Annotated in this window: 26 protein-coding genes and 2 tRNA genes; 25 read left to right on the plus strand and 3 right to left on the minus strand. The window is 37.7% G+C overall.

Annotated elements, in window-relative coordinates; all coding sequences use genetic code 11:
- The first annotated feature begins 173 nt into the window (after positions 1-173).
- From ACWOEC_RS10475 to ACWOEC_RS10500, 6 genes are all read left to right on the plus strand, one after another.
- Positions 174-719, plus strand: coding sequence for a PBECR4 domain-containing protein (locus ACWOEC_RS10475; RefSeq protein ID WP_455308059.1), 546 nt, complete (start codon positions 174-176; stop codon positions 717-719).
- A 214-nt stretch (positions 720-933) separates the two neighbouring features.
- Positions 934-1,164 carry a DUF2969 family protein gene (locus ACWOEC_RS10480; RefSeq protein WP_455308061.1) on the plus strand — a complete coding sequence of 77 codons (231 nt, stop codon included), beginning with the start codon at positions 934-936 and terminating at the stop codon, positions 1,162-1,164.
- Between the two features lie 77 nt (positions 1,165-1,241).
- Positions 1,242-1,322, plus strand: a tRNA-Tyr gene (locus tag ACWOEC_RS10485).
- A 4-nt stretch (positions 1,323-1,326) separates the two neighbouring features.
- Positions 1,327-1,398, plus strand: a tRNA-Gln gene (locus ACWOEC_RS10490).
- A 73-nt stretch (positions 1,399-1,471) separates the two neighbouring features.
- Positions 1,472-1,633: a hypothetical protein gene (locus tag ACWOEC_RS10495; RefSeq protein ID WP_297075848.1), complete on the plus strand. Its 162-nt coding sequence runs from the start codon at positions 1,472-1,474 to the stop codon at positions 1,631-1,633.
- 26 nt (positions 1,634-1,659) lie between these two features.
- Positions 1,660-2,361, plus strand: coding sequence for a GntR family transcriptional regulator (locus tag ACWOEC_RS10500; RefSeq protein ID WP_297075851.1), 702 nt, complete (start codon positions 1,660-1,662; stop codon positions 2,359-2,361).
- Between the two features lie 32 nt (positions 2,362-2,393).
- Here ACWOEC_RS10500 and ACWOEC_RS10505 read toward each other — a convergent pair whose 3' ends face one another.
- Entirely contained in the window at positions 2,394-3,032 is a 639-nt protein-coding gene (locus ACWOEC_RS10505) for a YigZ family protein (protein WP_455308063.1), read from the minus strand.
- Positions 3,033-3,129: 97 nt separating this feature from the next.
- Here ACWOEC_RS10505 and ACWOEC_RS10510 point away from each other — a divergent pair, with 97 nt between their 5' ends.
- From ACWOEC_RS10510 to ACWOEC_RS10590, 17 genes are all read left to right on the plus strand, one after another.
- Positions 3,130-3,456 carry a PTS sugar transporter subunit IIB gene (locus tag ACWOEC_RS10510; RefSeq protein WP_297075857.1) on the plus strand — a complete coding sequence of 109 codons (327 nt, stop codon included), beginning with the start codon at positions 3,130-3,132 and terminating at the stop codon, positions 3,454-3,456.
- A gap of 47 nt (positions 3,457-3,503) precedes the next feature.
- Positions 3,504-4,769 (plus strand): DEAD/DEAH box helicase, encoded by a 1,266-nt coding sequence (locus ACWOEC_RS10515; protein ID WP_455308066.1) that lies wholly within the window; start codon positions 3,504-3,506, stop codon positions 4,767-4,769.
- Positions 4,759-5,436, plus strand: coding sequence for a ComF family protein (locus ACWOEC_RS10520; protein ID WP_455308068.1), 678 nt, complete (start codon positions 4,759-4,761; stop codon positions 5,434-5,436). The genes ACWOEC_RS10515 and ACWOEC_RS10520 overlap by 11 nt, the downstream gene beginning before the upstream one ends.
- A 122-nt stretch (positions 5,437-5,558) precedes the next feature.
- On the plus strand, positions 5,559-6,101 hold the full coding sequence (gene hpf, locus ACWOEC_RS10525) for a ribosome hibernation-promoting factor, HPF/YfiA family (RefSeq protein ID WP_297075863.1): 543 nt from the start codon (positions 5,559-5,561) through the stop codon (positions 6,099-6,101).
- A gap of 188 nt (positions 6,102-6,289) precedes the next feature.
- Complete coding sequence (secA, locus tag ACWOEC_RS10530) at positions 6,290-8,785, plus strand: preprotein translocase subunit SecA (RefSeq protein WP_455308070.1); 2,496 nt, start codon at positions 6,290-6,292, stop codon at positions 8,783-8,785.
- A 66-nt stretch (positions 8,786-8,851) separates the two neighbouring features.
- A protein-coding gene (gene prfB, locus ACWOEC_RS10535) for a peptide chain release factor 2 (RefSeq protein WP_455308072.1) occupies positions 8,852-9,959 on the plus strand; the annotation gives its coding sequence in 2 pieces (ribosomal slippage) (positions 8,852-8,923 and positions 8,925-9,959; 1,107 coding nt in all).
- A 102-nt stretch (positions 9,960-10,061) separates the two neighbouring features.
- Positions 10,062-10,748: a cell division ATP-binding protein FtsE gene (ftsE, locus tag ACWOEC_RS10540; RefSeq protein ID WP_297075871.1), complete on the plus strand. Its 687-nt coding sequence runs from the start codon at positions 10,062-10,064 to the stop codon at positions 10,746-10,748.
- Positions 10,741-11,625, plus strand: a complete 885-nt coding sequence (gene ftsX, locus ACWOEC_RS10545) for a permease-like cell division protein FtsX (protein ID WP_455308074.1) — start codon at positions 10,741-10,743, stop codon at positions 11,623-11,625. The genes ftsE and ftsX overlap by 8 nt, the downstream gene beginning before the upstream one ends.
- Positions 11,626-11,849: 224 nt before the next feature.
- Positions 11,850-13,160, plus strand: coding sequence for a ribosome biogenesis GTPase Der (gene der / locus ACWOEC_RS10550; RefSeq protein ID WP_297075874.1), 1,311 nt, complete (start codon positions 11,850-11,852; stop codon positions 13,158-13,160).
- Positions 13,161-13,396: 236 nt separating this feature from the next.
- Complete coding sequence (locus ACWOEC_RS10555; RefSeq protein WP_016185760.1) at positions 13,397-13,672, plus strand: HU family DNA-binding protein; 276 nt, start codon at positions 13,397-13,399, stop codon at positions 13,670-13,672.
- 233 nt (positions 13,673-13,905) lie between these two features.
- A complete protein-coding gene (gene mltG, locus ACWOEC_RS10560; protein WP_455308077.1) occupies positions 13,906-15,081 on the plus strand; it encodes an endolytic transglycosylase MltG in 1,176 nt (391 codons plus the stop codon).
- 35 nt (positions 15,082-15,116) lie between these two features.
- A complete protein-coding gene (gene greA, locus ACWOEC_RS10565; protein ID WP_297075882.1) occupies positions 15,117-15,596 on the plus strand; it encodes a transcription elongation factor GreA in 480 nt (159 codons plus the stop codon).
- 141 nt (positions 15,597-15,737) lie between these two features.
- Complete coding sequence (liaF, locus tag ACWOEC_RS10570; protein WP_455308079.1) at positions 15,738-16,457, plus strand: cell wall-active antibiotics response protein LiaF; 720 nt, start codon at positions 15,738-15,740, stop codon at positions 16,455-16,457.
- Positions 16,454-17,542, plus strand: coding sequence for a sensor histidine kinase (locus ACWOEC_RS10575; RefSeq protein WP_455308081.1), 1,089 nt, complete (start codon positions 16,454-16,456; stop codon positions 17,540-17,542). Before liaF ends, ACWOEC_RS10575 begins: the two co-directional genes overlap by 4 nt.
- Positions 17,520-18,149: a response regulator transcription factor gene (locus ACWOEC_RS10580; protein ID WP_297075890.1), complete on the plus strand. Its 630-nt coding sequence runs from the start codon at positions 17,520-17,522 to the stop codon at positions 18,147-18,149. Before ACWOEC_RS10575 ends, ACWOEC_RS10580 begins: the two co-directional genes overlap by 23 nt.
- A 78-nt stretch (positions 18,150-18,227) precedes the next feature.
- Positions 18,228-18,893, plus strand: coding sequence for a potassium channel family protein (locus tag ACWOEC_RS10585; RefSeq protein WP_297075892.1), 666 nt, complete (start codon positions 18,228-18,230; stop codon positions 18,891-18,893).
- Positions 18,894-18,910: 17 nt separating this feature from the next.
- Complete coding sequence (locus ACWOEC_RS10590) at positions 18,911-19,207, plus strand: HesB/YadR/YfhF family protein (protein WP_455308084.1); 297 nt, start codon at positions 18,911-18,913, stop codon at positions 19,205-19,207.
- A 168-nt stretch (positions 19,208-19,375) separates the two neighbouring features.
- Here ACWOEC_RS10590 and ACWOEC_RS10595 read toward each other — a convergent pair whose 3' ends face one another.
- Both ACWOEC_RS10595 and ACWOEC_RS10600 read right to left on the minus strand, forming a co-directional pair.
- Entirely contained in the window at positions 19,376-20,311 is a 936-nt protein-coding gene (locus ACWOEC_RS10595; RefSeq protein WP_455308086.1) for an NAD(P)-dependent oxidoreductase, read from the minus strand.
- Positions 20,312-20,369: 58 nt separating this feature from the next.
- Entirely contained in the window at positions 20,370-21,170 is an 801-nt protein-coding gene (locus ACWOEC_RS10600) for a DUF1189 domain-containing protein (protein WP_455308088.1), read from the minus strand.
- 124 nt (positions 21,171-21,294) lie between these two features.
- On the opposite strand from ACWOEC_RS10600, the gene ACWOEC_RS10605 reads away from it, so the two are divergent.
- Complete coding sequence (locus ACWOEC_RS10605; protein ID WP_455308090.1) at positions 21,295-21,702, plus strand: GtrA family protein; 408 nt, start codon at positions 21,295-21,297, stop codon at positions 21,700-21,702.
- Between the two features lie 84 nt (positions 21,703-21,786).
- Positions 21,787-22,395, plus strand: coding sequence for a superoxide dismutase (locus tag ACWOEC_RS10610; protein ID WP_455308092.1), 609 nt, complete (start codon positions 21,787-21,789; stop codon positions 22,393-22,395).
- The last annotated feature ends 155 nt before the right edge of the window (positions 22,396-22,550 follow it).

A 22,550-nucleotide genomic window follows, 5' to 3' on the forward strand; every position in this document is an offset into this window, starting at 1 on the left:
CTTGATTCCTCCTTTTGGATTGGTTCGTCAAATTAATTCTAAAGGATTTCAAGGTGTCTTTTCTATTGTTTTTCAAAATAAAAAAGATGCTGGTGTCATCCACCAACATCAAAAAGTATAGAGCCTTTATTGCTCATCGCAGTAAAAAGGGTATTTTTTTTAGGAGATTAATTATGAGTATTTCATTTTCAAGATATAAAGATGTTGATTTAAATACTATACTAGAAGATTATCGGATCAATTTTAATAAAAAAACTTGTGAAGTAACAACGAATTACAATCCACTTAAACAATTTAAAGTGTCATTTTATGAAGATAATTTACCCCACTTGCTAGGATTACATTATGTTTCTAAAGAAAAAAGAGCTTCTAGGATATTGAAGAGTGTAACTAGTGGCAAATTAACTTCACAAAATATTATGAAACATCATAATTTTAATAAGTACGATATTAAAAATAGAGTTATGTTGTATCCTTTTTTACATGATGTTTTTTATCAACAAAAAATAAAAATGTGCATTCCTATGGATAATGTAACACCTAATAATATGAGATTATCTTGTGTGTTTACTGAAATGGGAACTAAAGAAGAAATTGTTTTAGGTTTAAGAAGAGACTCGTCAGATGGAATTTTTAAATTAGCAACTTTGCATTCCAATAAGAAAGCAAAATATACTAAAATGAAACGTTCGAAAATAGTTAGTATTATTTGGCAATAAAAAAACCACCCATACAATGATGAGTGGAGTTCTTGCCCTAAACTATTGATTACAAAAATGATTACAGTTTTGATTACATCGCTACTGTTTTCTAGTTTGCTATATTTACTATAAAAGTGGTTAGGTATCCGTATACCTAGCCTTTTTTTATTTTAATGTTTTATATTGTTTATATACAAGAAAGATTATGCTAAACTCTAATAGAGGTGACGAAATGAAAAAAAATAAAGAAACTGAAATCCGTATGGAAGAATCAACAAAAGTCATTCAAGGAAACACTTATGAAGTGGCAACACTAATGCTAGGAAAAAAAACAATTGGTGAGATTTTAGTATATGCACCAAAAGAATTTCAAGTGTTTGTACGTGAAGAATATATCGGCAGTGCCAAAACAATGGACGATGCTGTAGAATTATTTATTCGTCAATGGAATTTACAAGAATAAAAAAATTCGATAACTTACTTGCATAAAAGAAAAGACTAGTGTATTATAAATAGGTCGAGTTGTTCTAGACAACTTTTGGAGGAGTAGCGAAGTGGCTAAACGCGGCGGACTGTAAATCCGTTCCTTTTGGTTCAGTGGTTCGAATCCACTCTCCTCCATTATTGGGGTATAGCCAAGCGGTAAGGCAAGGGACTTTGACTCCCTCATGCGTTGGTTCGAATCCAGCTACCCCAGTCTTTTAGCAAAGAGTATCGAATATTACATTCGATACTCTTTTTTTATTGTAATCAAAAGGAGGAATTTGAACATGAAATGGACAAAAAAATTAAAAGAAACAATCGAAGAAAAAGCATTAGAAGTATATGATCTGACGAAAGCACAGCAACAGCATGAAGAGGTTAAACGCGAAGCTCCTAAAGGAAAACGTTTAACACAAAATCGTATCAAATGGAAAGCGAAAAATCACTGATCACTGGTGATGTAAGGAGGAATTAGATGGCAGAGATACCTATCTATATCAAAATTCATGATGCTTTAAAAGCAAAAATCGAGCGCAATGAATGGCAGATCGGGGATCGTTTACCGTCTGAACGAGAGTTAGCCCAATATTTTGACGTAAGCCGGATGACGTTACGACAAGCTATCCAGTTATTGTCAGATGAAGGGATCTTGGAACGTAAAATTGGTTCTGGAACCTATGTAGCCAATCAAAAAGTTCAAGAAAAAATGACCGGTACGACTAGTTTTACCCAAATTATGGAAGCGCAAGGTCGTGTGCCTTCAAGTAAAGTAACAGCTTATTTTACAACAAATCCGACTTCTAGTGAGCGGGAACAATTGCAGTTAGAAGAGCATGATCAAGTCATTCGCATGGAACGGATTCGTTATGCAGATCAAGTACCCATTTGTTTTGAAGTAGCGACGATTCCACTAGATATGTTTCAACATTTATCTAAAGAAGAAATCACGCGTTCATTATATGCTGCTTTATCTAGTGAAGGCAAAACGATTAGTCGTGCCAATCAAACGATTTCAGCTACCGTGGCTACAGAACACGTAGCAGATTTTTTAGATGTAAAAAAAGGGGATGCGATTTTACGTTTACGACAAGTATCGTTTTTAGATACAGGTCGACCATTTGAATATGTGCGTACGCAATATGTGGCATCGCGTTTTGAATTTTATTTGGAAAAATAAAAAAGTAGACACCTAGTGTCTACTTTTTTAACCTAGCTATTGTCTTGAAGTGGATACGAAGCTTCAACGATATCTTTGATCTCAATGTGTAACTGCCCGTTTAAAAAGTCAGTGATTGCTGCAATCAAACTTTCTTGTTTGGAAGTACATAAAGTGATTTTTATTGTATCAGCATACTCAGTCGCTACGATCGGTTGATCGATCGTTTCGAGGTAGTGCGTCAATTTGTCGACTTGATGATAGTCGATCGTGAGTACGAGTTGTCGTTCTTGTCTCACTTCGACGCGACCGATTTGTTGTAACGCATGTGAGGTAGCACTAGAATAAGCACGGATTAATCCACCTGCACCTAGTTTTGTTCCTCCAAAATAGCGGATCACAACTGCTAATACATTGACTACCTGATTTTGAACCAATACGTCTAAAATAGGGGCTCCAGCAGTACCGCTCGGTTCGCCATCATCGCTAGAACGCTTAATTTCGGCCTTTTTACCTAAAATAAATGCCGAACAATGGTGATTGGCTTTTGGATGTTTTTTTTTATACGCTTGAATAAGCGCTTTAGCTTCTTCTTCCGTATCGATACGATGCAATGCACAAATAAAACGTGATTTTTTGATCTCCAATTCGGCTTGATCATCCTTGGTGATGGTAATGTAACGATCTAACATAACTATCCCTCCCATGAAAGTATATAAAAAAAGTGTTTGCTGTGCAATTTTTCAATTTTAAAGATTACATAACTGATTAAAGTGAGGAACAATACCCATGAAAAAAACGATTTTGCTGATTTGTACGACAGGACTTACGACCAATATTTTAGTAGCCAAAATGCAAAAACTGATTTTTGCAAAAGACTTACCTTTGGAGCTGATTGCCGTTCCTGCATCGCAACTGGAGGCAGAATTTACCCATCATCCTGCTGATGCAATTTTACTGAGTCCACAAGTCCGATATTTGCGACCAATTGTGGAACGTTTAATCAATCCAAAACAAATTCCATATGAAGTTATCAATATGGCCGCATATGGCATGATGGATGAAGTACGGATTTTAGATTCTGCTTGTAAACTTCTTGAAGAAAAAAGTAGCTGAGCGATTCAGCTGCTTTTTTTTGCGTATCTTTAGTTGAGGTGAAGCTTATGCAAGAAGGGAAAGTACACGTTGTACCATTTGATAAAGCATGTGAAATGCGCCGAGCATTACAAGAGATTCAAGGGAACTTTCATTGTCAACGATGCAATTTTTTATTTCAATTTCCCAAAGACCATCCTATGATCTATTGTCCGAACTGCGCGCGCTATGGCAAAGTCACGATACAAGATGGATTAATGGTTACACCTTCCGATCATTCATTCCAGTCATTAACTTGTCAATGGGAAGGAACGTTGACAAAGGCTCAAGAGCAAGTAGCCGACGCACTTTTGATCGGAGTAAAGCAAAAGCAAGATCAGTTGGTTTGGGCAGTGACAGGGGCAGGCAAAACTGAAATGATGTTTCCGATTATTGAGTATAGTTTAAATCAAGGAGGGCGAGTCGTGATCGCTTCGCCTCGTATCGATGTCTGTTTAGAGTTATTCCCACGGCTATCAACGGCTTTTCCACAAGCCGATAGTTTATTACTTTATGGAAAAGCGACAGAAAAATACCGGTATACGAATTTAACAATCTGTACGACCCATCAATTGATCCATTTTTATCATGCCTTTGATTTATTGATTTTGGATGAAGCCGATGCGTTTCCATATGAAGGGGATCCACTGCTACTTTTTGCACAACAGCAAGCGATAAAACCAGGAGGTGTTCGTATTTTTTTAAGCGCAACTCCGTCCAAACTATTGTTAAGTGAACTTTCTAAGACAACACAGATCCTTACGTTACCTAGACGTTTCCATGGAAGAAAACTTCCAGTACCACGATTGTACTTTGATCGTGATTGGCAACAAATAAAGGGAATGACACGTCGTAAACTAATCCGATTACTTGATAATCTAGCCAAAAAACAATTTACATTAGTATTTTGTCCGAGTATTGCATTGGTAGAGCAAGTCTTTCAAGTGTTGCATCAAGCACTCCCAAATTTTCAGATCGAACGGGTACATGCTAATGAATCGTTACGTCAAGAAATCGTCACAAAAGCACGACAAAAAGCATATCATATTTTAGTGACCACGACTATTTTAGAACGAGGTGTCACGTTTGATGCAGTATCTGTTGTCGTGTTGGCAGCAGATCACAGCGTTTACTCAAAATCAGCTCTCGTTCAAATTGCCGGTAGAGTTGATCGCAAAGGAAATATTGCGTGTGGAGAAGTATGGTTTTTGCATCGTCGTAAAACAGCAGCGATCAAAAAGGCATGTACGGAAATTAAACGAATGAACCAATTGGCAAAAGACGATGAAGTGTAGTTATTGTCAACGAGATATCATTCGTAATCTTACGTTTACTGAAATATTGACAATGCAGTATAGACCTATTGAATTGTGTGCTTCTTGTCGATCACGGTTTCGACCAATTCCCACATCTAGTTGTCCGACTTGTCGTAAACCTCTTATTTCAAGTACTTGTTTCGATTGTCAAAAGTGGCACCAGCTTTACCCAGACTACGATTTTCAGCATCATGCGCTTTATTGCTATGAAGATGGGATGAAAGAATGGCTACAACGCTACAAATTTAATCGAGAAACGTTACTAGCAACTACATTTTCTTTAGAATTAGTCCACGCATTACGCCCATTTAAAAATTGGTTGATCTGTGCGATTCCAATCTCAACAGAACGACTGAGCGAAAGAGGATTCAATCAAGTCAGTTTTGTCCTAGATCAATGCCACATCAAACATTATCCGTTATTAAAAAAAGAACTGCATTTATTGCCTCAAAGCAAACAGACGCGTCATGAACGACTTGAGATTCCTCAACCGTTTCGTTGTCCAATAGCAGCAGATGAACTGAAAGGTCGTTCGATTTTACTTGTAGATGATGTCTATACGACTGGAAGGACGCTTTTTCATGCAGCAATGTGTTTGCGTACAATGCCGATTAAGGAAGTGCATACTTTCTCATTTGCACGATAAGTAAAATGAAGGAAACGATTTCTTTTTACTTTTAGCTCAATCTTAGTTATAATATACTTGTAAAAAGAAATAAGAGTGGTCCTATATTTCTTTTTAATCGGTAGATGAAAGGGGTCTTTTGTATGTTTAAGTTTAATGTTCGTGGAGAAAATATTGAGGTTACTGAAGCAATTCGAGAATACGTTGAAAAAAAAGTTGGTAAATTAGAACGTTATTTCAGCGATTCACCAGAAGCAACAGCCCATGTAAATTTAAAAGTATATTCTGACAAAACCGCAAAAGTTGAGGTGACAATTCCTCTACCTTATCTAGTATTGCGTGCAGAAGAAACATCACCTGATTTATATGCAAGTGTCGATCTAGTTGTTGACAAACTAGAACGTCAAATTCGTAAATTCAAAACAAAAATTAACCGTAAATCACGCGAAAAAGTCTCTCCAGAAGACATCTTTTTAGCAACTAAAGATCTAGATGATGAAATTGCTGAGTTAGACATCGTTCGCACAAAACGTCTTTCATTAAAACCTATGGATAGTGAAGAAGCTGTTTTACAAATGAACATGCTTGGACACAATTTCTTTATTTTTGAAGATGCTGAAACCAACGGAACAAGCATCGTCTACCGTCGTAAAGATGGAAAATATGGATTAATCGAAACCGATTAAAATAGGAAAATTCCTATTTACCGAGCAACACTGTTTTTACAACAGTGTTGCTCGGTATTTTTTGTGATAAAACGTTAAACAATAGTAGAGAATCAGTAGAAAATGTTCCTTTTCTGTGCAAGTAATGATAAAATAACTTGAAGACTGTCGTTTTACATGAAATTGACGCGAAGGAGATATATATACGAATGGCAAATTTTTTGAAAACATTAATTGAAAATGATAAAAAAGAAATCAAACGTTTAGAACAAATTGCAAAAAAAATCGATAGCTACGCGGATCAAATGGCAAATCTAGATGATGCAGCGTTACAAGCAAAAACAGATGAGTTTCGCAATCGTTATCAAAAAGGTGAGACTTTAGATGACTTATTACCTGAAGCTTTTGCTGTTGTTCGTGAAGCAGCAAAACGTGTTTTAGGTCTTTATCCTTATAAAGTACAGTTAATGGGAGGAATCGTGTTGCACGATGGAAATATCCCAGAAATGCGTACGGGTGAAGGGAAAACATTGACTGCTACGATGCCAGTATATTTAAATGCTCTGTCTGGTAAAGGGGTACATGTAGTTACTGTAAATGAATATTTAGCAACACGTGATTCAACGGAAATGGGTGAGTTGTACAATTTCTTAGGAATGACAGTTGGGCTAAATATCAACTCAAAATCTTCAGAAGAAAAACGCGCCGCTTATGCGTGTGATATCACATATAGTACAAATAATGAACTAGGTTTTGATTATTTACGAGACAATATGGTCGTGTATCGTAATCAAATGGTGCAACGACCATTAAACTATGCGATCGTAGATGAAGTCGATTCAATCTTAATCGATGAAGCAAGAACACCGTTGATTATTTCTGGACAAGCAGAAAAATCAACCGCGCTTTATACACGAGCAGATAGTTTTGTAAAACGATTGAAAGAAGAAGAAGATTATAAAATCGATTTACAATCAAAAACAATCAGCTTCACAGAGCAAGGGATCGAAAAAGCGGAAAAAGCCTTTAATTTAAACAACTTATATGATTTAGAAAACACAGCGTTGACGCATCATTTAGACCAAGCATTACGTGCCAATTACATTATGATTTTAGATATCGATTATGTAGTACAAGAGAATAAAGTCATGATCGTTGACCAATTTACAGGTCGTATCATGGATGGTCGTCGTTATTCAGATGGGTTGCACCAAGCGATCGAGGCCAAAGAAGGCGTAGAGATCGAAGATGAGACCAAAACAATGGCGTCGATCACATTTCAAAATTTCTTTAGAATGTATGAAAAATTATCTGGAATGACCGGGACTGCTAAAACGGAAGAAGAAGAATTTAGAGAAATCTATAATATCCAAGTTATCCAAATCCCAACAAACCGCCCAGTCGTTCGTGATGACCGTGCGGATCTACTTTATCCAACACTGCAAACGAAATTTCAAGCAGTTGTTCAAGACATCAAAGAACGTTACCGCAAAGGCCAACCTGTCTTAGTCGGAACCGTAGCCGTTGAGACATCTGAGTTGTTGTCGCAATTGCTAACAAAAGAAAAAGTACCTCATGAAGTCTTAAATGCGAAAAACCACTTTAAAGAAGCAGAAATCGTTTTAAACGCGGGTCAAAAAGGTGCGGTTACGATCGCAACCAATATGGCTGGTCGTGGGACCGATATCAAGCTAGGTTTAGGTGTGGAAGAAGTTGGCGGACTAGCTGTAATTGGAACAGAGCGTCATGAATCACGTCGTATCGATAATCAATTACGTGGACGTGCGGGACGACAAGGAGATCCAGGTGTTTCACAATTTTATCTATCCTTGGAAGATGACTTGATGAAACGTTTTGGTTCTGAACGAATCAAAATGTTCTTAGAACGTTTACGAATCGATGAAGAAGATGCTGTGATCCAAAGTAAAATGTTGTCAAAACAAGTCGAATCAGCACAAAAACGTGTTGAAGGAAATAACTACGATACGCGTAAAAATGTCTTGCAATACGATGATGTGATGCGTGAACAACGTGAAGTCATCTACAAACAACGCCAACAAGTGATTATGGAAGAAGTCTCGTTATCTGAACCATTACTAAATATGGTCAAACGTACGATTGCGCGCGTTGTAGATAGCCACACGCAACTAGAAGAAGCACAGTGGAACTATGAAGGTATGGTTGATTTTGCTAGTAGTGTTTTGGTTCATGAAGATTCGATCGCAATCGAAGATCTAAAAGGAAAATCTGCTGAAGAAATCAAAACTTATCTATTTGATCGTGCGAAAACGGTATTTGATGAAAAAGTCGATCAATTGAATAGTCCTGAACAACTACTTGAATTTGAGAAAGTCGTTATTCTACGCGTAGTCGATTCAAAATGGACCGATCATATCGATGCGATGGATCAATTGCGTCAGTCGATCGGGTTACGTGCCTATGGTCAAAACAATCCATTAGTTGAATATCAAACAGAAGGATATTCCATGTTTGAAGCGATGGTTGGGGCCATCGAATACGAAGTGACACGTCTGTTTATGAAGGCTGAAATTCGTCAAAACGTTCAACGTGAACAAGTAGCTCAAGGAGATACAGAACCTGTCAATGAAGCGCAACCGACGGCCTTTGATAAAGTTGGTCGTAACGATCCTTGCCCTTGCGGTAGCGGCAAAAAATTTAAAAACTGCCACGGAAAAGGATTATAGTAGATAAAAAGCTGGCCGCATATTTAGGACCAGCTTTTTATTCGTTTATTTATAAGGAGGAACCACATGGAAATCAGTGAAATGCGTAATCAAATCGCAGAAATGCAAACAAAAATCAATAGCTTTAGGGGGTCTCTTTGACTTAGATCAATTAGAAGAAGCGATCTCGATTGCAGAACAAAGAATGGCTGAACCTGGATTTTGGGATGACACGATGGCCGCACAAAAAGTCATCAATGAGAACAATGTCAATAAAGAAGCATACGATCAATTCCATGGACTAGCAGAAGCTTTAGAGGAATTAGAAGTGATGTTAGAGATGCTACAAGAAGAGCCAGATGAAAGTATCGAGGCAGAATTGATCGCAGGACTGGATCAATTAACTGAAAAAATGAATACTTACGAACTAGCGATGCTACTAGATGAACCTTATGATCATAACCATGCCATTTTGGAATTGCATCCAGGTGCAGGTGGAACGGAGTCACAAGACTGGGGAAGTATGTTGTTGCGCATGTATCAACGTTGGGCGGATAAAGAAGGATTCCAAGTCGAAACTTTAGATTATCTAGCTGGCGATGAAGCAGGAATCAAAAGTGTGACGTTATTGATCAAAGGACACAATGCGTATGGGTATTTGAAATCAGAAAAAGGCGTACATCGTCTCGTTCGGATCTCACCATTTGATTCTGCTAGTCGTCGTCATACTTCTTTTTGTTCAGTCGATGTGATGCCAGAACTCGATGCTACGATTGATATTGCGATCAATACTGATGATCTAAAAATCGATACCTATCGCGCAAGTGGTGCTGGAGGTCAGCATATCAATAAAACAGAGTCAGCTGTGCGTATCACCCATCTTCCTACGAATACGGTTGTGGCTAGCCAAGCACAACGCTCACAATTGAAAAATAGAGAACAAGCGATGAGCATGTTAAAAGCAAAGTTGTATCAGTTGGAAGTAGAAAAACAAGAACAAGAAGCCGCAGCACTTCGCGGTGAACAAATGGAGATCGGTTGGGGTTCTCAGATCCGTTCGTACGTTTTTCATCCCTATTCGATGGTAAAAGATCATCGCACCAACTATGAAACAGGAAATGTTCAAGCTGTGATGGATGGCGATCTAGATGGGTTCATCGATGCTTATCTAAAACGTAAACTAACCAATGAATAAAAAATAAAAAGTTATAAAATTGCAATCTATTTGTAATTTACTGCAAATACCTTGCAATACTGCTGTGATACACTGATTCGGTATGGGAAAGGATTGAAAAGCATGATTGAAATGAAGGATGTTTTAAAAAAGTACTCTAATGGTACAACCGCTATCCGCAATATTTCGATTACAATTGATCAAGGTGAGTTCGTTTACGTAGTTGGCCCTTCAGGAGCTGGTAAATCGACGTTTATCAAATTAATGTATCGAGAAGAAAAAGCAACAAAAGGGATGTTGACTGTTGCTGGTTACAATTTATTAAAAATTAAAAATCGTGATATTCCTTATCTACGACGTGAAATCGGCGTGGTGTTTCAAGATTATAAACTGCTATCGAAAAAAACTGTTTATGAAAATGTAGCCTATGCGATGCAAGTAACAGGCAAAAAACAGCGTGAAATCAAAAAACGGGTAATGGAAGTGTTGGACTTAGTGGGACTAAAGCATAAAGTCCGCGTTTTTCCAAGTGAGTTATCTGGGGGAGAGCAACAACGGGTTAGTATTGCACGTGCAATCGTCAATAAACCGAAAGTGTTGATTGCAGATGAACCAACCGGAAACCTTGATCCTGAAAATTCATGGGAAATCATGCGTTTATTAGATCGTATCAACTCACAAGGAACAACCGTTGTGATGGCAACACATAATAGTACGATCGTAAATACGATTCGCCATCGAGTGATCGCGATTGAAAATGGTCGGATTATTCGAGATCAAGCGGAAGGAGAATATGGATACGATGATTAGAACATTCTTTCGTCATTTAACAGAAAGTATCAAGAGTTTACGTCGTAATGGATGGATGTCGATTTCTGCTATCAGTGCAGTGACGATCACGTTAGCACTCTTAGCTGTATTTGCTGCGATTATCATGAATGCAGTAAAATTAGCTGACGACATGGAAAAAAACGTAGATGTGTCTGTCTTTGTCGTTACTGGAGCAAATGAAACGGATCGTAAAGAATTAGAAAAAGAATTAAATGCGATCGATCACGTAGATAAAGTGACATTTTCTAGTAAAGATGAACAATTAGCCAAAATTAAAGGTAGCTACGGAAAAGCGTGGGACTTGTTTGAACAAGATAATCCACTGCATGATGTGTATATCGTCAGCGCCGTTGATCCACAATACGTTAAAGGGATTACTAATGAGGCAAAAAGTTTAACGAAATATGTCCAAGATGCACGTTACGGAGATGACCTTTCCGATAAGATCTTTAGTATCGCAAAAGGCGTACGAACTTGGGGATTAATTGGATCTTTGATGCTGTTATTTATTGCAATGTTTTTGATCTCCAATACGATCCGGATTACCATCATTTCGCGTCAACGCGAGATTCAAATCATGCGATTAGTTGGAGCTAAAAATGGATACATTCGCTGGCCGTTCTTTTTAGAGGGCGGATGGATCGGTCTATTAGGTGCGATCGTACCGGTAGCGATTATCGTTTTTGGGTATCAACAATTTTATTACGTTGCCAATCCCGTGATGATGCGGTCAAATTACGAACTTGTATCACCAGGAAGTTTTATTTTACCTGCAGTACTGGGAGTAGTAGTGATCGGGATTTTGATTGGTTCAATCGGTTCTGTGATTTCAATGCGTCGTTTCTTAAAAATTTAATGCGCGATGCTGTAACGAAAATGGACAGCTCCAAAAAATCAGCTCAATCATTTTTGGTAATTCACTAGCTGATTGATTTTGGAACACCATTTATTCGATTTTTAGAGGATGTGACAGACTTCTGTCACATCCTCTTTTTTCTCAGTAGCTTAACAGAAAGCTTGCAAGTTCAAGCATCATTGGGTAAACTAGAAAAGATTCAAGTGAGATGGAGGAAATTAGATATGGCAAATCCAACAATAGCGATCGTAGGTCGTCCAAATGTCGGTAAATCAACAGTATTTAACCGAATTGCAGGCGAACGTATTTCGATCGTGGAAGATACACCCGGTGTGACACGTGACCGGATTTATGCGACTGGCGAATGGTTAGGTCGTGAATTTAGCATTATTGATACTGGTGGGATCGATCTTGGCGATGAACCATTTATGGATCAAATCAAACACCAAGCAGAGATCGCAATCGACGAAGCAGATGTGATCATTTTAGTAGCTAGCGCGCGTGAAGGCGTGACGGATGCCGATGAAATGGTTGCTCGTATTTTATATCGTAGTAAAAAACCAGTGATTTTAGCGGTCAATAAAGTCGATAACCCAGAAATGCGTAATGATATTTATGAATTTTACGCTTTAGGGCTAGGTGAACCTTATCCGATTTCAGGAAGTCATGGTTTGGGTCTAGGAGATGTATTAGATGAAGCTGTGAAACATTTTAGTACTGAAGTAGAAGAAGTCGACGATAGTATTATTAAATTTAGTTTGATTGGCCGTCCAAATGTTGGAAAATCTTCTTTGATCAATGCGATTTTAGGTGAGGACCGTGTAATCGTATCGGATATCGAAGGAACGACACGTGACGCTATCGATACAAACTTTGTCAGTGAGTCTGGTCAAGAATTTACGATGATCGATACAGCCGGTATGCGTAAACGTGGGAAAGTCTATGAATCTACTGAAAAATATAGTGTGATGCGTGCGATGCGTGCGATCGAACGTTCAGATGTCGTATTGATGGTCTTGAATGCTGAAGAAGGCATTCGTGAGCAAGACAAACGTGTAGCTGGGTATGCGCATGAAGCAGGCCGGGGCTTAGTGATCGTCGTCAATAAATGGGACCTTGTTGAAAAAGAAACCAACACGATGCGCGATTTTGAAAAAGAGATTCGTGAAGAATTCCAATATTTAGATTATGCGCCGATCGTTTTTGTATCTGCAAAAACCAAACAACGATTGCACCAATTACCAGAATTGATCGAATTAGTCAGTATGAATCAAAATCTACGTATTCCATCGGCTGTCTTAAATGATATCATTATGGATGCTGTAGCGATCAATCCAACACCAACGGATAAAGGCAAACGATTGAAGATTTTCTATGCGACACAAGTTGCAGTGAAACCACCGACCTTTGTGATTTTTGTAAACGAAGAAGAATTGATGCATTTTTCTTATGCACGTTTCTTGGAAAACCAAATCAGAAAAGCCTTTGTTTTTGAAGGAACACCTATCAGAATCATTGCTCGTCGCCGAAAATAGTAGATTTTAGCATAAAAAAAGTGAATTTACAAAGAAAATTTTTAAGAATATTTATTTTTCGATGTTTTTTTCCTTTTTTTCGACAAAATCGCTGAAATCCTTGATATTACAGTATTCTTATGGTAACGTATTATCAGAATATTGATCCTATTCGTCAATATTATTTTGATTCTTTGGACCACTCAAAGGATCAAGAAAAATGAAAGAAAACCTATTCAGGAGGTGAAATAACTCTCATGGCAAACAAAGCAGAATTAATCGAAAAAGTTGCAGCTGCAACTGATCTAACAAAGAAAGATGCAACAGCAGCTGTTGATGCAGTCTTCTCTACTATTCAAGAAGCTTTAGCTAACGGTGAAAAGGTTCAATTAATCGGTTTTGGTAACTTTGAAGTCCGCACTCGTGCAGAACGTAAAGGTCGTAACCCACAAACTGGTGAAGAAATCAAAATTCCTGCAAGCAAAGTTCCTGCATTCAAACCAGGTAAAGCTTTAAAAGACGCAGTAAAATAAGTATTGATCTTTTAAGATCGATCGAGTGAAAGAGGGTAGAGTATTCTATCCTCTTTCACTGTTTTTTTAAGTCTAAGAGGAGTGCCAAATCTGAAGAATTCCTTGTTTCTTCTCTCTTTTTCTTGATTGCTGTTTTTATTTGAATTATTTTCATGTATAATGGTACAAGTTAGTGAGAACGCATGCAAAGCAAGGCGTACAAGAAATTCTATATAATATAAGGAAGATAATCAATGAAAAAACCTAAGGATAACCTAGAAGAAATCAATGACAATCACTTGATATCAGAAGAGAATGCGACAACTCCTAGAGACGACAAACGTTTACTTCGTAAAAAAGAGGATAAAATCGTCCGTAAGATCACGTTGACCGTATTGTTGATCGTATTGGTCGTAGGCGGGATTTTAACGTATAACATCTATCGCTACATCTCAACGAGCTTGCAGCCGTTAGATAAAAAAAGTAACCAAAAAATTGAAGTGGTGATCCCAACTGGATCTTCAAATAAATCAATCGGTGAAATTTTAGAAGAAAAAAAAGTGATCAAAAGTGGTACAGTATTCAATTATTATACGAAATTCAATAACTTGACTGGCTTTCAAGCAGGAACGTATGATTTTTCACCAAGTATGACATTAGAAGAAATTGGAAAAGAGTTGAAAAATGGTGGCGCTAGTGGGCAACAAGCAGATGCCAAGCTAACAATTCCAGAAGGATACGATATCGACCAAATCGGAGATGTGATTGCGGAGAAAACAACGTACAAAAAAACAGACTTTTTAACACTGATGAGTAATCAAGAATTTTTTGATGCACTTGTTGAAAAATATCCTGATTTATTGGATAGTGCCAAAGAAGCTACAGACGTACGCTATCGTTTAGAAGGGTATCTATTCCCAGCGACTTATGATTTTTATGCGGGGATGACGCTAGAAGAGCTTGTGACAAATATGGTTGCCAAAACCAATGAAGTCATGTCTGCCTATTACGATACGATCAGTCAAAAAAATCTAACTGTTCAAGAAGTCTTAACGCTTGCTTCGTTAGTTGAAAAAGAAGGTGTGACGGATAGTGATCGTCGTAAGATTGCGCAAGTCTTTTTCAACCGTTTAAACGCGGGAATGCCATTACAGTCAGATATTTCGATCTTGTATGCATTAGGTGAACATAAAGAGTTGGTGACGATCGAGGATACCAAAACGGATTCTCCGTACAATTTATATGTCAATCAAGGGTATGGTCCAGGACCATTTGATAATCCAAGTGAACAAGCGATTCAAGCAGTCTTAAATCCTGACGCGAATAATGATTATTATTTCGTCGCTGATATTACGACTGGAAAAGTTTATTTTGCAGAAACGTACGAAGAACATTTAGTCAATCAAGCAAAATATGTTGATAATCAGTAACATCAAAAAGAATAACACAAAGGAGAACTATGAGTATGGTAGAAAAAGTATATCCAATGACTTTGGAAGGTAAAGCAAAATTAGAACAAGAATTAGAAGAATTAAAAACGGTCAAACGTGGCGAAATCATTGAGCGTATCAAGATTGCTCGTAGTTTTGGGGACCTTTCTGAAAACTCTGAATATGAATCAGCAAAAGATGAACAAGCATTTATGGAAGGTAGAATCACGACATTAGAAACAATGATTCGTTTTGCTGAAATCATTGATAATGACGGTGTAGACAATGATGAAGTATCGATCGGGAAAACTGTTACCTTTATCGAATTGCCAGATGGCGAAGAAGAAGTTTACACGATCGTTGGAAGTGCTGAAGCAGATCCGTTTTCAGGGAAAATCTCAAATGATTCTCCAATCGCACAAGCGTTGATTGGGAAAAAAATCAATGACGAAGTCACTATCTCAACACCTGGTGGCGATATGCTCGTTAAAATCACTGCCATTGCAGTAAATTAAACCTTTGGATAAAGCAAGTTGGCTATCATCGCAAGTGTCACTCATGGCGATATAGACAGCTTGCTTTTTTCATTCTTAGGTAGGACGGCAAAAGTTTTTTTTTCTGCTATAATACTATCGATAGCTAAAGGAGGAAAAGGCATGAGGAATTCGTGGAAATTTTTTTGGATCGTGTCGTCCATTTTAGTCATAGCCTCTCTATGGCAGTTAGTGCAACGAATGGATCTATTATTGTTATTAGTATTAGGTGGCGCACTCATCTATATGGGAAGTAAACGCAGACACAAACGGCTTTGGCAGATCATTGGGGGCTTATTTGTGCTAAATGGGTTACTCAATACGTCGTCAGTCGTTTTTCTATTGCTTTTTGTCGTCATTTTTTTAGGGTTGAAAGGGTTTGAACTAACTCAAGCAGCTTTTTTTACAAAGCAGTGGTTTGGGAAAAAAGAAATCAAAATTATTGAGACGCTGCCACCGACTGCACATAATCAAACAGTGAGTAAAAAGCCGTTTATTGGCGATCAACGAATCGGTACAACGATCTATGAATGGGACGATATCTCACTGTCACTTTTTTCAGGAGATACGATCATCGATTTAGGAAATACCTTACTTCCTAAAAAAGACAATGTGATTATCGTTCGGAAATTTTTTGGCAAGACGCGCATCTTAGTGCCAACAGGAATCGAAGTCATGTTGCAACATCAAGCGTTACTCGGCACGGTATCGTTTGAGGATCAAATCGTAGAGCTTCATAATGAAGAATACAGAGCATACAGTAAAGCATATGACGAAGGAATTCGCCGTATCAAAATCTTATCGCAAAGTGCGATTGGCGATCTTGAGGTGATACGAATATGAGTCTACGTACAGTCAGGTGGCTAATTTCGATTTTATTTACTTTGTTTTTGTTTACGATGTCGATGTTTTTAGCCAACAGTATTTTTCAAAGTCGCATGCAAAAAGAATGGTTATTTGATTTTTTCCAATGGCGTATTTTATTTATGCCTGTGATTTTATATTTATTGATCATTGCCATTATTGGAGGTAGTATGCTGTTTTTTATTTTGGGATATTGGCAAAAACGCTTATTAAAACCTCTAGCTACAGCGTTGCATCGTGTCGCTGGTGGAGATATCGAAGAGCAAGGAATGCAAGTGCACTTGGAACGCTATCCTTATTTAAAAGATCCTTTTTACGATTTACACACGATCACACAACAATTGCGTACGATCTCAATTGAGATCCAACGACTCACTGCTCAGCCGCTACATCTAGACGGTCAAACGAAAGAAGAAATTTTAGAAACAGAACGCCATCGCTTAGCACGAGAGTTACATGATTCAGTTTCACAAGAGCTCTTTGCGGCGATGATGATGCTTTCGGCGATGAACGAGGTCGCAAAAAAGAATGACGTTTCTCAAACTCAACAAAAACAGGTCGCGATGATCACAGATATCATCAATAAAGCACAATCAGAAATGCGTGCATTGCTTTTACATTTACGTCCGATCAATCTTGAGGGAAAGACATTAAAAAAAGGAATCGAGCAATTATTAGTAGAATTAAAAACAAAAGTCAATATCCAAATTACTTGGCAAATTCAAGAAGTCAGTGTAGCAAGCAATGTTGAAGATCAAGTATTTCGTATCGTTCAAGAATTGCTTTCAAATACATTACGCCATGCCAAAGCAAAAGAAGTCGAGGTCTATTTGCATCAAGTGGATCAGTTATTGCTTTTTAGATTTATCGATGATGGGATCGGATTTGATGTTTCTGAGGTCAAAAGTGGTAGTTATGGCTTGATGAATATCCGTGAACGCGTGCATAGTATTGGTGGGACGCTAAAAATTATTAGTTTTAAAAATCAAGGAACGAGTGTTGAGATTAAAATTCCAATTTTTACAAAAGGAGTGGAAGAAAATGATTCAGGTGTTGTTAGTTGATGATCATGAAATGGTTCGTTTAGGAGTTTCTGCTTACTTATCGATTCAAGAAGATATTGAAGTGATTGCGGAAGCAGAAGATGGTACAATTGGAGTAGAAAAAGCACTTCAATTACGCCCAGATGTTATTTTGATGGATCTGGTCATGGAAGAGATGGATGGGATCACCGCAACCAAAGAGATTCTGGCACAATGGCCAAGTGCCAAAATTTTGATTGTAACGAGTTTTATCGATGATGAAAAAGTTTATCCCGCAATCGAAGCAGGTGCGAGTGGGTACTTGTTGAAGACATCGGCTGCTCATGAAATAGCAGATGCAATTAGAGCGGCAAATCGTGGAGAAAAGGTTTTAGAAGCAGAAGTTTCTGAAAAATTAAGTAATGCACTGTCCAATCGAACCTTTCATTTACATGATGAATTGACAACTAGAGAACGCGAAGTCTTACAATTGATTGCAGAAGGTAAGAGCAACCAAGAGATCGCCGATGAACTGTTTATTACACTAAAAACGGTGAAAACGCATGTATCCAACATTTTGTCTAAATTAGAAGTGGAAGACCGCACACAAGCAGCTATTTATGCATTGAAGCATGGCTATGCAAAATAAGTGTGAGTTTTCTTAGTAGGAAGTTAGTATGACCTTTGTTATAATAAAACAAGGATCTTGAGTAGAGGAGATAGTCAAGTGAAACAAAATTATGCCATTATTGGATTAGGACGTTTTGGCGGGAGTATCTGCCGCACATTAGCAGAAGCTGGTCAAGAAGTATTAGCGATCGATGCCAACGAAGATCGTGTGAATGAGTATATGAACATCGCGACATATGCTGTAGTGGGCAATGCACAAGATGAAACGGTCTTGCGCTCATTAGGGATTCGGAATTTTGACTATGTGATTATCGCGATTGGAGAAGATATTCAAGCTAGTATTTTAGTGACGCTAATGATCAAAGAAATGGGCGTGCCTCATGTCGTAGCGAAAGCACAAAATGAATACCATGCTCGAGTGTTGGAAAAAGTCGGTGCTGATCGCGTTGTCCATCCAGAACGAGATATGGGAACACGGATCGCGCATAATCTAGTCTCAAAAAATATTTTGGACTTTATTGAGTTATCCGATGAGTTTTCATTAGCAGAAATTCGTGTAACCAATCCGAAATTTTTCAATTGTAGTTTGGTAAAATTAAATTTCCGGCAAAAATATGGATTGACGGTCGTTGCGATCAGACGTCCAAATGCAAAAATCATTGTTTCTCCTGCTGCAGATGAGGTCGTTTTAGAAAATGATAATTTACTCGTGATCGGAAATGCCGATGACGTGGATCTACTAGATCGTAAATTGAATGAATAGAAAGTACAGGTGAAAAGATGAAATTAACAATTACACCCAAGGCAATGGATTGGTTTAAGCGTGAAATCGTTTTAGAAAATGGAATGGGGATTCAATTTTTTGGAAAGGTTTATGGGAAAACAGATGTACATGAAGGTTTTTCTGTTGGACTTTCAGTTGCGACTCCTGAAGAAACTATGATCCAAGTTATAAACGATGAGTATCTATTTTTCATCGATAAGGGCGATGATTGGTTCTTTAAAGGTTATGATTTGACTGTCGATTACGATGAATCATTGGATGAACCAATGTATCATTTTAACGAAAGCAAATAAAAAAACAAGGCTGTGACAGTTGTCACAGCCTTTAAAAATTATCTAAACGTTGTTCTAGAAGTAACTCCTTCAAAAACAAGCCAAATCATTACCGAAATAGGTGAATCTATTATCGAAAATGATTTGGTTTATTTTTTTGGAGTTGCTCACTTCTGTCTCAGATTCTTTTTAATATCCTTGTTGGAGATCGACTTGATTTTTTGCTAGCTGTTTTGACTTTTTAAATTCAACTAGATTGGATAAAAAGATCTCCATAAATTTCGTTTCAAAATGTGGCGTATATCCAGAGATGTGGGGAGTGATCATTAAATTTGGGGTCGTCCACAGCGGATCATCTTTTGCTAGTGGCTCTGTAGCAGTGATATCAAGCGAAGCAAAGGCAAATTGTTCTTGAGTCAAAGCGTGGATCAGATCACTTTCCACAACGCTCTCACCACGACCAACGTTGAGAAAAGCCGATTGAGGGGACAAGGTATCAAAAAAGTCTGCATCATATAGAGCATTTGTTTGTTTTGTGAGTGGTAAGATGTTGATGACGACATCGCTTTTTGCGGAAAACGTATGAAGCTCCTTTAGAGAACCCGTTTGACTAAAACCAGTTTTTGAATGACCAGATCGATTGATTCCCCATACGGTCGTACCAAATTGTGTCAAACGCTCAGCAAGTAAGGTACCGATTTTACCCGTACCAACAATCGTTACGACTAACTCGCTAAGTGGGCGAAAATGAGGTGCATCTAGTCCCCAAAGCTGTTTTTCTTGTTGTAAAACAGCTGGAAATAACTGTCTAGTGTACATGAACAATACACCAAGTACATGATCACTGATTGATTCTGCGTGTATCCCACTCGCATTAGACACTAAAATACCACGTTTAAAGAAGCTGTCTAGCGGTAGTGTATCCACGCCAGCAGAAATCGATTGGACCCAAGCTAACTGACTGTCTTGAGTAAATAAATGTGTTTCCCAAGCTTTATTCCAACCGATCGTAGCAACGACTTCATTCCAATCAAATGGCTCGTCTTCAAAAACAGTGGTGTACCCTAAATCATTGATCTGATCAATAAATTTAGGTTTAAATGCACGGCTAAGTAATATATTCATCATCAACACTCCTTTTTAGTAAACAAAAAAGACTAGCAACTAAACTAGTCTTTCTTTATTATACTCTTTCTTTTTTTTCTTGACGAATCACATTGATGAAAAGAAACGATGTTGCCAAAAAGATAAACGTGGTCGTATCAAAATCAATATTTAAAAATAAGATGATTGCCGCAAGTAGTGTCGGTACGGTCGAACAGACGATCAACGTTTTCAGTGTATTTAAAAAACGCCATTGAGGTGAACGAGCACGTAAAAAAATCGAAAATGCTAGGCTTGAGATCACTAGAGTCACGACTAACGTCAAGAAGGAAGGATACATCGCGATTAAAAAGATAATGACATAGACAAACCAAGGAACTTGATTGTGTGCGAGACCATTTTTTAACGCCGTGCCGGTAAACCCAGTAAAGATTGCACTGGTATAAGGAATCACGATAGGATTTGCACTTAACGTCGATGAAAACTCACCTTGTGGGATCGCGAGCACTGCTTCGTTTTTTAATAATCCGATATTAAATAAATTTCCCAAATCTTCTTGTGTGATCTCAGTTAGTGAGCGTTGATTTTCTGGATCGAAGGTAAAAATGATCGAATCTGTTTGGTAAATAAATCCCTTTGTTGCGTCATCTGTTGCCAATTCTCCATCTTTTATCGAAAAATCGGGTAAATTTTTGGCGATTTCTTGGCCATCTGCACGAATCGCTTGAAAGACTTCGACGACTTGAAAGGTCATGGGAATCGCAAAAATAAAACTCAAACAAAGTAGGTACACGACAATTTTTCCAAAAGGGACTTGTTTCACGCGATTTAATGCCTGAAATTGAAAAAATGAACTACGAATCAGTTGGAACATGGACATATAAACGACTCCTTTTAACTTACACTCTATTGGTCATTCTAAACAAGTCTAAGAAAGAATACAAGCGCTAGTCAAACATTCGTTGGACTGGTATACTGATTGAGTAAATTTAAAGGAGAATAACATGAAAAATAAACTACTTAATCTAGAAATTTTGACGTATTTGATTTTTGGTGTATTGACTACTGTCGTCAATATAGTCGTGTATTTCTTTTTTCGAGAGGTTTTTGGTGTTCATTACGCCATCGCCAACTCGATTGCTTGGATCTTATCGGTATTGTTTGCCTTTGTCACCAATAAAAAATGGGTCTTTAAAAGTCAAACCAATTCGTTATATGAATGGAGTAAGGAAGCTTTCTTATTTGTAGCTTTTCGTGCATTGTCTTATGTGTTTGATATGGGGGCGATGTTTGTGATGTTAAGTGTATTACATAGCTCAGATCTTGCAGCAAAAATCGTTTCGCAAATCTTTGTGATCGTGGCGAATTACGTATTTAGTAAATGGTTTGTCTTCAAATCAAAAAATGTTTAAAAAAACAGAGCAAATTTTTTGATGAAACCCATTTTATTTGCTACTCTTAAGGAGTACTAACAAACAATTAGGAGGAATTACTTTATGGCTTACGAATTACCAGAATTACCTTATGCATATGATGCGCTAGAACCACAAATCGATGTGGAGACAATGCATTTACATCACGACAAACATCACAACACATACGTGACAAATTTAAATGCAGCGGTTGAAAAATACCCTGAATTAGCAGAAAAATCAGTTGAAGATTTAATCGCTGATATGGATGCTATTCCAAGTGATATTCAAACAGCAGTACGTAATAATGGTGGTGGCCATGCGAACCATAGTTTCTTCTGGGAAATCTTGACACCAAATGCTACTGAAGAACCAGTAGGCGAATTAAAAACAGCGATCGAAGAAACATTTGGTTCTTTAGACGCGTTAAAAGAAGAATTTAAAAAAGCAGCAACTGGCCGTTTCGGTTCTGGTTGGGCTTGGTTAGTTTTAAATGACGGTAAATTAGTTGTAACGTCTACAGCAAACCAAGATTCACCATTAATGGAAGGTCAAACACCTGTTTTAGGTTTAGATGTTTGGGAACATGCTTACTACCTAAACTATAAAAATGTACGTCCAGATTACATCGATGCGTTTTGGAAGCTTGTAAACTGGGAAAAAGCAAACGAATTATTCGTAGCTGCTAAATAATAAAAGAGGGCTTCGGCCTTCTTTTTTGGGCTCTTTGTCAATAAGGACTGATGAAGAGAAATTTTATAAATCAGAGGAAGTAGAGAAATCTGCTTCCTCTGATTTTTTTGTTATTTTATGACGATTAATTGATTCATCATAAAAATTCTCGTTCT

This window comes from Enterococcus bulliens, from assembly GCF_053761865.1.